General features: G+C 72.2%; 6 protein-coding genes. 4 read left to right on the plus strand and 2 right to left on the minus strand.

The features are described 5' to 3' along the window. The first annotated feature begins 20 nt into the window (after positions 1-20). The 4 genes from ACFWTC_RS24325 to sbnB all read left to right on the plus strand — a co-directional run bounded on the left by ACFWTC_RS24325 (position 21) and on the right by sbnB (position 5060). Positions 21-1199 (plus strand): hypothetical protein, encoded by a 1179-nt coding sequence (locus ACFWTC_RS24325; protein WP_384028410.1) that lies wholly within the window; start codon positions 21-23, stop codon positions 1197-1199. Continuing rightward, on the plus strand, positions 1196-2506 hold the full coding sequence (locus ACFWTC_RS24330) for an ATP-grasp domain-containing protein (protein ID WP_384028412.1): 1311 nt from the start codon (positions 1196-1198) through the stop codon (positions 2504-2506). The genes ACFWTC_RS24325 and ACFWTC_RS24330 overlap by 4 nt, the downstream gene beginning before the upstream one ends. Positions 2507-2559: 53 nt before the next feature. Further along, on the plus strand, positions 2560-3921 hold the full coding sequence (locus ACFWTC_RS24335) for a M20/M25/M40 family metallo-hydrolase (RefSeq protein ID WP_384028414.1): 1362 nt from the start codon (positions 2560-2562) through the stop codon (positions 3919-3921). Positions 3922-4034: 113 nt separating this feature from the next. Further along, positions 4035-5060 carry a 2,3-diaminopropionate biosynthesis protein SbnB gene (gene sbnB / locus ACFWTC_RS24340; protein WP_384028416.1) on the plus strand — a complete coding sequence of 342 codons (1026 nt, stop codon included), beginning with the start codon at positions 4035-4037 and terminating at the stop codon, positions 5058-5060. Between the two features lie 105 nt (positions 5061-5165). Here the strand turns inward: sbnB and ACFWTC_RS24345 are convergent, their stop codons facing one another. Both ACFWTC_RS24345 and ACFWTC_RS24350 read right to left on the minus strand, forming a co-directional pair. Further along, the gene (locus tag ACFWTC_RS24345; RefSeq protein ID WP_383922945.1) at positions 5166-6359 is read right to left on the minus strand and encodes a methyltransferase; all 1194 of its coding nucleotides are present in this window, start codon (positions 6357-6359) and stop codon (positions 5166-5168) included. Positions 6360-6546: 187 nt separating this feature from the next. Further along, positions 6547-7576: transposase (locus tag ACFWTC_RS24350; protein WP_384074541.1), on the minus strand; the 1030-nt coding region annotated here is incomplete at its 5' end.

Below are 7576 nucleotides of genomic sequence, written 5' to 3' on the forward strand. Positions count from 1 at the left end.
CCGATCCGCAAGGAGTCACCGTGCCGCAGGAAACGCCCTCGCCCGCCCGCATATCGGCTTCCATGGAACAACTGCGCCTCGACTACGCCGAGCGGTTCCCGGACTGGACCCAGCAGCTCGTCACGATCTTCTCCGGCAAGGCCGCGCCCGGACAGCGCGCCCCCCGCTGGATCACGCCTCCGCTGGTCAACTGGTTCCTCACGCTGGCCCAGTTGGCCGCCGCCGTCCTCGCCAGCGTGTACGCCGTCCGGTTCCTCGACTGGTACGCCGCGGCCGTCCTGCCGCTCACCTGGCTCGTCACCGTCAACGCGGTGCGCAAGCTCCAGGTCACCTGGAGCCACCACGCCGTCCACAAAGAGGTCTCCGGCAACAAGCACGTGGACAAAGTGGTCCAGGTGGTGTCCAGCGCGGTCAGCCTGACCTCGAACTACGAGGACATCTTCGAGGACCACATCCGCAGCCACCACAACCGCAAGGTCTTCACCACGATCAAGGACCCCGACGCGGGCTTCCTGATGTACCTCGGCTTCCGGCCGGGCATGCCGATGGAGCGGCTGCGCAAGACGCTCCACCGGACCCCGTTCTCCCCGCGGCTGCACCTGCCGTTCATCACCTTCCGCATCCGCACCAACTTCATCACCGCCACCTGGACCCGGCGGATCGCCTCCACGGTCTGGGTGGGCTTCCTCGTCCTGATGGGCTTCCGGATGGACGGCGTCGAGTACACCCTCGCCTTCGTCGTGCCCTGGCTGCCGCTGTTCCACTGGGCGGCACTGTTCCAGACCGTGTCCGAGCACCCCTGGATGGCGTTCGACGGCGCCCCCGCCAGCCGCGGCGACTACGTCTCGCGCTGCTGGGCCCGCTTCTGTCTGGAGCCCCTGCCCGCACGGGACGCCCCGGCCGCCCGGCGCGCCGCGGCCTGGGCCCGCTGGACCACCAGGATGGTGTTCCTCCAGACGCCCGCCCGGTTCGGCGTCCTCGTCTCCGACCTGCCGGCCCACGACCTGCACCACGTCGTCCCGGCCGACCACGCCTGGCACCTCGCGTTCTGGCACCGCCAGGGGCACGTCGACGCCGCCCACGAGAGCCGCATGGACCAGCGCGAACTGACCATCACCGGCGCCATCCAGTACGTCCTCGGCGGCATCAGCCTCTCGCCGCTCGCGGCCGCCCCGCCCCGGACGGAGCCCGTGACGTGAGCCCCCGGCACCCCACCGCCCCGCAGCGCGACCCGCACAAGGAGACGCCCATGCCCGCCGCCGCCCCCACGACCCGGAAGCAGCTGCTGGTCATCGAGCCGATGTCCTCGGGACTGACCCTGCTCGGCGCCGCCCGCGACCTCGGCCTCGCCACCGTGGTCTTCTCCCACGACGCCGGCGACCGCGTGGTCCCCGAGGCCGCCCGCGCCGAGATCGACACCTTCGTGGTCGTCGACACCAACGACCCGGCCGCCCTGGCCGCGGCCGCCGCCCGGGCCCACGCCCGTACCCCCCTGAGCGGGGTCGTCTCGGGCTCGGAGTTCTACGTCGACGCCGCCGCCCGCATCGCCCACCAACTCGGCCTCCCCGGGCTGCCCCTGGAGACCGCCGAAGCCGTCCGGGACAAGACCCGCATGCGCTCCCTGCTCTCGGCGGCGGGCATCCGCGTACCGCGGTACGCCCCCGTCCTTGCCCCCGGGGACCTCGACGCCGCGGCCGCCGCGGTCGGCTTCCCCTGCGTGCTGAAGCCGGCCGCCGGATCCGGCTCCATCCAGGTCAGCCGCGTCGACGACCGCGAACAGCTGCACGCCGCGTACCGCAGGCTCGCCGACCGCGCCGACTTCGTCTTCGACCAGCCGGAGGACGGCCGGGCGCTGCTGGAGCAGTACCTGGACGGCCCCGAGTACTCCGTCGAGGGATACGTCAGCGGGGACCGGGTGACCATCGTCTCCCTCACCCGCAAACTGCTCGGCGCCGAGCCCTACTTCGTCGAGCTCGGCCACGTGGTGCAGGCGGACCTCGGCCCCGACGCCCGGTCCCGGATCGGCGACTACACCACGGCCGTCGTCACCGGACTCGGCATCGGCCTCGGCCCCTTCCACGCCGAGGTGCGCCTCACCGAGGAGGGCCCCGTACTGGTCGAGATCGGCGCCCGCCTCGCCGGAGACCGCATCGCCGAACTGATCACCCTGGCGACCGGGGTGTCACTGCGCCACATCATGGTCGCCGCGCACACGGGCCTCGACCCCGAAACGGCGACGCCGCCCGCCCAGCCGGCGGCGAAGTACGCCGCCGTGCACTTCTTCACCGCACCCGGCCTCGACGTCCTCGACCGGATCGACGGCCTGGACGTGCTCGAACGGCATCCCCGGGTGGTGGAGGTGCGCACCTACCTGCGGCCCGGTGACCCCGTACCGGCCGCCCGTGACCTGCGGTGCCGCCTCGGGCACGTCGTCTTCACCGCGGACTCGGCCGAGGAGGAGGCCGAGCTGCGGGCCTGGGCCGCCGCCACGGTCCGCTTCGCATGACCCCGCGCCCGCCCGCCACCGCGGGCGGCCCACTGCCCGTACGAGGAGTCGCGATGAACCCGCAGTCCCTGGCCGACGCGGTGCACGCCCTGATGCCGCGGACCCGGTCCGACCTCGCCGAGCTCGTCGCGTTCGAGTCGGTCGCCGACGTCCCCGCCCTCGTGGGCGAGTGCGAGGCGGCCGCCGCGTGGATCGCCGGCGCGATGACCGCGCAGGGGTTCACCGACGTCGGACTGCTGGACACCCCGGACGGCACCCAGGCCGTCTGGGGGGAGCTCCCGGCAGCGCAGGGCGCCCCCGTCGTCCTGCTCTACGCGCACTACGACGTACAGCCGGCGGCCGACCGGGGCGCCTGGGCCACCGACCCGTTCCGGCTCACCGAGGCCGGCGGGCGCTGGTACGGACGCGGCGCCGCCGACTGCAAGGGCAGCGTCCTGATGCACCTGACGGCGCTCAGGGCCCTCGCGGCCGTGGGCGGCCGACTGCCCGACGTGCACGTCAAGTTCATCGTGGAGGGATCGGAGGAACAGGGCACCGGCGGCCTCGAACGCTATGCCGAGGCCCACCCCGAACTGCTGTCCGCGGACGTCGTCGTCATCGCCGACACCGCGAACGTCGCGCTCGACGTGCCCACCCTCACCACCTCACTGCGCGGCATGACCACGGTGGAGGTCCACACGCGGACCCTCGTCGCGAACGCGCACTCGGGCAGCTTCGGCGGCGCCGCCCCCGACGCCCTCGCGGCGCTGGTCCGGCTGCTGGACAGCCTCTACGACGAGGACGGCCACACCCGCGTCGCCGGGCTGGAGCGGTCGCAGACCTGGGACGGATCCCCCTACCCCGTCGAGAAGTTCCGCGCCGACGCGGAAGTGCTGCCCTCCGTGGTGCTGCCCGGTACGGCGGCCTTGGCCGACCTCCTCTGGGCCCGCCCCGCCGCCACGGTGGTGGGCATCGACTGCCCGGCCGTCGCGGGCGCGACCTCCGCCGTACAGGCCCGGGCGCGCGCCCTGGTGAGCCTGCGGGTTCCGCCCGGTACGGGGGCCGCCCGCGCGCAGGAGGCCCTCGCGGCGCACCTCGAAGCGGCCGCTCCGCGGAGCGCCGAGGTCACGGTCGAACGCCTCGGCGTGTGGGAGGCGTTCGAGACGGGCAGCGACGGCCCGGCCCACCGCGCGATGCTGAGCTCCATGCGCGACGTCTTCGCGACCGAGCCGGCCCGCTGCGGCCAGGGCGGATCCATCCCCGTCTGCGTCACGCTGGCCGGCCTCTACCCGGACGCCGAGTTCCTGCTCCTGGGGGTGCAGGACCCGGCCTCCCGCATCCACTCCACCGACGAGAGCGTCGATCCCGGCCTGCTGGCCCGCATGGCCACCGCCGAGGCGCTGTTCCTGCACCGGCTGGCCGCTCCGGCGACCTGACCGGGGCGGCCCGTACGGGCCGCCCGTACCCGATCCGATCCACCACGACCACCGTCCCCTCCTCCCTCCCACTCCTTCCCACCTCGTTCGTTTCCTTCCGCATTGGAGCATCCATGTCCGCCACACCCCAGTTCTCCGTCATCGGCGGAGCCGCAGTCAGCGAGGTCCTCGACGGGGATCCGCAGCGGGTCATCGACGTCGTGCGCCGCGCCTACCTGACCCACGGCGAGCAGCAGAGCGTCAACCCGCCCAGCTACTTCCTGCGGTTCCCGGACCGGCCCGACTCCCGGATCATCGCCCTCCCGGCGGCGCTGGGCGGCGACTTCGGGGTCGACGGGATCAAGTGGATCTCCAGCTTCCCGGGCAACATCGCGAGCGGGCTGCCGCGCGCCTCCGCGGTGCTCATCCTCAACGACCACGAGACGGGCTACCCCTTCGCCTGCCTGGAGAGCTCCATCATCAGCGCGACCCGCACGGCGGCCTCGGCCGCCCTCGCCGCGGTTCAGCTGCACGCCGACCGCGACCGGCCGCGCTCGATCACCTTCGTGGGGACCGGCCTGATCGCCCGGTACATCGAGAAGTACCTGGCCGCGGCCGGCTTCGAGTTCGACGCGATCAACATCTTCGACACCAGCGCCGAGTACGCGGAGTCCTTCAGCGGCTACCTGTCCGGGCTGGGCCGGAGCGCGAAGATATCCGTCCTCCCCGATGCCGAGACGGCCGTCCGGTCGTCGGAGCTGATCGTCTTCGCGACGACGGCCGCCACCCCGCACGTGCACGACCTCGGGTGGTTCGACCACAACCCGGTGGTGCTGCACGTCTCGCTGCGCGACCTGTCCCCGGAGATCATCCTCGGGTCCACCAACATCGTCGACGACGTGGAGCACTGCCTGAAGGCGGACACCTCGCCGCACCTGGCCGAACAGCGCGTGGGGAACCGGGACTTCATCGACGGCACCCTGTACGACGTCATTGAGGGGAAGGTCGGCATCCCCCGGGACAAGCCCGTCGTCTTCTCGCCGTTCGGCCTCGGCGTCCTCGACCTCGCCGTGGGCACCACCGTCTTCAGCGAGGCCACCCGGCGCGGTCTCGCCACCCGGATCGACCACTTCTTCCACGACCTCAGCCGCTACGCCTGATCCGCGCGCACGCGCGACCCGCGGGTCCCGGAGCGCTCCGGGACCCGCGGGCCGTGGCGTGAGCGCCGCTCAGGCGGCCGCACGCGGGACGTACCGGCAGGCAGCTCACACAGCCCGCGGACGATCCTGCTTGACCGCTCGCAGGACGACGAACTTCGGCTCGCTCGCGACCACTTCGCTGTTGCCGAACAGCCGCCGCAGGTGCGTGTGGTAGCCCATGTGCCGGTTGGCGACCACCCACAGCTCGCCGCCGTGGCGCAGCACCTTCCGCGACTGCGCGAACATCCGCAGCGCGGTCGCGTCCGTCGTGGCCTGGTGGGAGTGGAACGGCGGATTGCTCAGCACCAGGTCCACGGAACCCGGGGGCAGCATGGCCACGCCGTCCCCGACGAGGAACTCGGCGGTCCGCCGGCCCTCACGGACGTTCGCCCGGTAGGTGGCCTGCGCCGAGGCGACGGCCTGGTACGACTCGTCGGTGAAGACGACGTCGGCGTCCGGGTCGTGCACCTGGACCGCCGTGCCGACGACGCCGTTGCCGCAGCCGAGGTCCACGACCCGGGCGCCGTCGGTGTTGGTCGGCAGGTTCTGCAGGAAGAAGCGGGTGCCGATGTCGAGCCGGTCCGCGCAGAAGATCCCGGCGTGGTTGACGACGGTCAGCCCGGCGCCCGAGCCGCCGTCCTCGTCCACCGTGTACGTCAGCGGCCACGGCCCGGGGGTCGTCGGCCGCGTGGCGCCGGGGGTGCCCGGCGTACAGAAGATCAGCCGCGCCTTCTTCTCGGCGAGGGAGGTCTTCGTGGGGCCCAGGATTCGCTCGAAGAGCCGCAGGGTGGAGGTGTGGATCTCCTTGACCATGCCGGCGCCGACGACCACGGTCCCCGCGTGCACGTGCGGGGCCACCCGGTGCAGCTGGTCCTCCAGCAGCGCCAGGCTCTTCGGCACGCGCACCAGCAGGACGTCGATCCGCTCCGGCGGCGCGTCCTGCGTGGTCAGCAGGGACACCGTCGCCTTCGACGTGCCGATGCCGGCCCGGTCCAGGTTCGCCGCCGTGGCGGAGCGGGTCAGGGAGGAGTCGGTGATCTGCGCCGGGTGGTACGCGGCGAGCGCCGTGGTCAGCGCCCCCCAGCGGTCCCCGAGCACGGTGATCTGCCCGGCGCCGGCCAGGTCCACCGGGCCGCGTTCGCCCGTACCGGAGTCGAGGTGGCGCAGGAGGTACTCGTCGGCGGCGTCCCAGGCGAAGAGCCGGTCGCGCGGGTCCTCGGGGAAGCGGGTGAGCTCGTAGGAGCCGAAAGGAGTGGTCAGACGGTTCATATTGGCCCCAGGCTAACCGAGCCCGGGGCCGAGCCCCGCATGGACGGGGCCGTACGCCCCTTCGGACGGGTTCGCACGCCCTCTCGGACGGGGCCGCACGCCCTCTCGGACGGGGCCCGGACCGCGACGCGCGGACGCTGTTGGTTTATTCGGGCCGGGTTGTTTCGCCCCGTCGGATCTATCCGGCGGGGCGAAGTGCCGCAAAGTGGCTGGTGCGGGTGCGAGCCCGGGGCGCTTCGGTGAGGTGGGCATCGATGCGGGCGAGGTTGATGGCGGCGCCGGTGAGCTGGTGTTGGAGACTGGTCTTCGCCAGGCCCCGGTAGCGGGATCTGCGCAGGCCGCAGCGCCCGACGCCTTGGGAGATGGTTCCTTCGACTCCGGCACGGATCTTGTAGCGGGTCTTCCACTCGCCGGTGTGCTGGAGAGCGCGGGCGTGCTGGAGGGCTTGGTGTTCGTCGTGCTGGCGCAGGGTGAGTTCCCTGCGTTCGGCCTTGGGTGAGCTGACGCAGTCGCGCAAGGCGGGGCAGTGCCGGCAGTCGGCCGGGGAGAATCTGACCCGGATCACGGGAAGCTGCTCCTGGGACCTGCGCAGGGCCCACTGGGTGCTGGTGGCTCCGTTCGGGCAGGTGGCGTGCTGCTGATCCCAGTCGATGGCGAAGGCATCCTGTCCGTAGCCGCCGCCCTTCTTCTCCTGGGCGACGGTGACCGTTTGCAGTGGTCCGTGCAGCTCGATGCCGTGCTCACGCCGGGCGGCCACGATCTGGGCGGCGCTGACATATCCGGTGTCAACCCAGTGCTCGCCAGGCAGGCAGTCCCGCTCGGCGAGGCCGGTGTGAATCTCCTCGCTCATCACGCTGTCCGGGACGGTGGCGACAGTGGTGGCAACGTTCGTGATCAGATTCGGGGTGTCCGGCTCGCAGGTCTCGGTGAGATGCGCCTTGTAGCCGTCCCACAGAATGTCGCGTTTCTTGCTGCCCCTCGCCTCGGGGTCATAGGGCGTGACCAGGCGTTTTGCGCCCGGCGGGCGGTTTTTTGGGTCCCGCCGCCTCACCTCGCCTCCGACCAGGTAGAAATGCTGGACCCACATCCGCCGCAGGATCTGGACCTGCTTCACCTCCCGCAGGGCGGCCGGTGCCTGGGCCGAGAAAACAGCCTCAAGCAGCCGCATCCCGTCCGTCCCGACCCGCTGGCCGACCTCCTCCCGTCGG

It is taken from the genome of Streptomyces sp. NPDC058619 (assembly GCF_042717785.1).
Taxonomy (GTDB): Bacteria; Actinomycetota; Actinomycetes; order Streptomycetales; family Streptomycetaceae; genus Streptomyces.

Coding starts and splice junctions, on each gene's coding strand:
- sbnB (WP_384028416.1), top strand. CDS start 4,035: ATGTCCGCCACACCCCAGTTCTCCGTCATCGGCGGAGCCGCAGTCAGC.
- ACFWTC_RS24335 (WP_384028414.1), top strand. CDS start 2,560: ATGAACCCGCAGTCCCTGGCCGACGCGGTGCACGCCCTGATGCCGCGG.